This is a genomic window from Pseudobacter sp., from assembly GCF_051955275.1.
Lineage (GTDB): Bacteria > Bacteroidota > Bacteroidia > Chitinophagales > Chitinophagaceae > Pseudobacter.
Window position 1 is genome coordinate 1 of the sequence record NZ_JBQCGW010000198.1, and the last position, 2,855, is coordinate 2,855.

Consider the following 2,855-nt stretch of genomic DNA (forward strand, 5'->3'; position numbering starts at 1 on the left):
ATGCATTATACACAGGCAGAATATTTCTATCATGATGCAAAACATTCATTTATTACATATGGAATAGTTACAGCCCCCGTAGCTCATCCATTCTTCTGCAATTTCCAGAATGAAATCACCCGCCTGATAACAAAACCCGTAAACTCATATATTTTCACCGCGCGCTCATTACTCTCCAGTACATGCAAAAAAGGAATGATTCCTTTTTTATGATTTTCATTACAGATCTTTGTCACCAGCTGCTGCGCATATTTTCTTCCGGTAAATTCCGGATGCGTACAAACAGCGCTGATCTCACTCATACCGTTTACCCGCATACGCTCACCCGCCATTGCCACTAACTCAGCTTTGTTCCAGATGCCATAATAATTGCCCAATTGGTAAGTGTCCGGCGCAAAATACCCCGGCTGTACTTTTTGTACCAGGTCGATCATATCCTGCTTATGTGATTCTGTGAGCAAGGTCATTTCGATAGTATTTTCCAATGGCACAACAGGTGCTGCATTGATCATCTGCAAACAGGGCAGTTCTGCCAGCACAGACCAGTCAGCGGGCAATGCCGGCAGTTCACCGATCAGGAAAAATACTTCCCCGGGTTGCAATAGTTCGTCAAGCTGACCAATAAGCTCAGGATGTTCATGATCATATGCCGAAAAAGGAAGGTTATTACCATGATATCTTTTTACCACATCATTACCTATCGCAAAAGATTGCTGGGGGCCGGTCAATGCAGACCAGGCGGGATTATCCAGTTGAAGATATAAAGATGCACTCATACAGGCCAACAACAATCGAAAGCCTGCATGAGTTCAATATGCTAATAATTGATCACAGCTTTGAGTTTTCCCCAGAGCTCATTATCGAACCCGGACACAGCCAGGTGTGAAAGCCCGGCAGACTCACCCATTCTGATCACTACCAGTTGCTGTGAAGGCACCACATAGATCTTCTGATCATTTTTTCCCAGTGCACAATACATATCCGCAGGGGCATTAGGCGCAATACTGCCGTTGAATACGATCTGTGTTGCCGGCAGCATATGCTTTGTCTTTCCATTCAGCCAGGTGAGATATCCATAACTCGGATTGAGGTTTTGCGACGTGTTCACCTGCGCATTGAAATACTCTTTGTCTTTGAGTATATCCGTCTGGTCCCATTTACCCTTGTTCAGCAGCAGCAACCCAAACCTCGCCATGCTTCTCGCATTGCTTCCATACACATTGTTTTCATCCATTTTTATCCAGAGGCCTTTCATGCCGATCCTGTCCCGGATCTTTTGCTGGAAGTACGATTGGAAAGTAGTGCCACTGGCAGCTGCTATCACTTTATCCAATAAAGTATATGGCGCATTGTGGTAAGCCCATCTTGTTCCGGCATTCGCTTTAAAAACAAGACAGGCAGGATCTGTACAATCACTTCCATCCACACCATTCCCTGCATCATTCAAACCCGAGGTCATGGTGAGCTGGTGACGGATGGTGATCTGGTCTTCCTGGGTGGGTGTGAGGGAAGTCCAGCCAACGCCCAGGTATTTGGAAGTCTTATCCGACAGGCTCAGTTTGCCTTCTTCCTGCGCAATGCCCACCAGCAATCCGGTCATGGTTTTTCCGGCTGAAGCCCAGTACCAGTCTGATTCTGCTGTGAATGTGCCGAAGTATTTCTCCAGCACTATCTTACCATTCTTCAACACCATGAATGCCTTGGTGCTTTTGCCATCCAGATAGGAGTACAGCTCATCGATCGCAGACTGGTTCCAGTTCAGGGAAGCGGAGCCGGTGGTCTGCCATTCACTTCCGCTGACCGGCGGAAAATACAAAGCGGCTGAATCAGGTGGAGCACCATCGTCGCCGCTTTTATCTTTTTTACAGGAAAATAGAAATAACAGGGGTATCGCTACCAACAGGCTGAAGTTTTTCATAATTGCATTTTCTGTTCCAGTCCGACGGAAAAAAGTCTAACCGGTTTAATGCAACCATAACGAAAATCAGTTCATTACATTGTGAATATTCTTCAATTGATGTAAATGACGGGTAGCATGGTAGCTGATGAACCTGAACCATTCATACCGGGTGAGGGTACCCCATACCGGCAGTTCAAAATCCAGGCAAAGCTGCAACAGGTCTTTATTCCGGATGCCCTGAAGATGCCCATCTTTAATGGTTTGCAATGCTGTGATCTGTTCTTCCTGGTTGTATTTTTCCTGGTCCGGAAGTAAAAATTCCGGCGACTGCATTTTTATTTCATAATTCAGGAAAACGGAACGGGTCATTTCGTCTTTTTCAGAATAGAGGCGACCGGGTTCTGTTGTCTGTTCATCTGGCAACCCGCCAGTGGCTTTGATGATATGGTCCACAACCTGCCCGGGCGTCCAGCCTCCAATGGAAGGAACAGTATTGTATTGGGAAGGAGAGAAGGCCTGGATGGTGTCGATAATTTCATCGTACAATGCAGTAAATACTTTTACCAGGTCTTTACGATGCAGGTCCTGCACTTTATTATCATCAAGCGGCACCATGCAGATCATGGTTGTTTCATCCGGATATTCTTCCAGGCAATATCCGCTTGCATCCACCCGCTGATCGGAGATGAGATCCTGAAAAGTATGAGGGATGGAAGGCAGGTGTTTCATGAAATCATGAATAGTGCTGCTGAGGAACAGCCCCTTCCTGATCTCGAATTTCTCGAATTTATCAGTTACGGGCTTTTCGCCGGGAGCCAGTCTCACAGCGGCTTTGTACAGAATATTACCACCAGCCGGCCAGGAGAGGCCGAAGTATTGCCGGCCCTCCGCAGAAGGGTAGATCTGGTGTAAGATTTCATGTGCTTTTAGTACGCCCTCCGGAAAGGAAGCGGCG

At 46.7% G+C, this 2,855-nt stretch carries 3 protein-coding genes; all 3 read right to left on the reverse strand.

Annotation, left to right across the window (positions count from 1 at the left end; genetic code table 11):
• Window positions 1–83: 83 nt before the first annotated feature.
• On the reverse strand, window positions 84–776 hold the full coding sequence (locus tag ACTHMC_RS17210; RefSeq protein ID WP_440414889.1) for a GNAT family N-acetyltransferase: 693 nt from the start codon (window positions 774–776) through the stop codon (window positions 84–86).
• Between the two features lie 41 nt (window positions 777–817).
• The gene (locus ACTHMC_RS17215; RefSeq protein ID WP_440414891.1) at window positions 818–1,918 is read right to left on the reverse strand and encodes a serine hydrolase domain-containing protein; all 1,101 of its coding nucleotides are present in this window, start codon (window positions 1,916–1,918) and stop codon (window positions 818–820) included.
• Window positions 1,919–1,984: 66 nt separating this feature from the next.
• A partial coding sequence (locus tag ACTHMC_RS17220; RefSeq protein WP_440414892.1) for a DinB family protein occupies window positions 1,985–2,855 on the reverse strand: 871 nt, incomplete at its 5' end.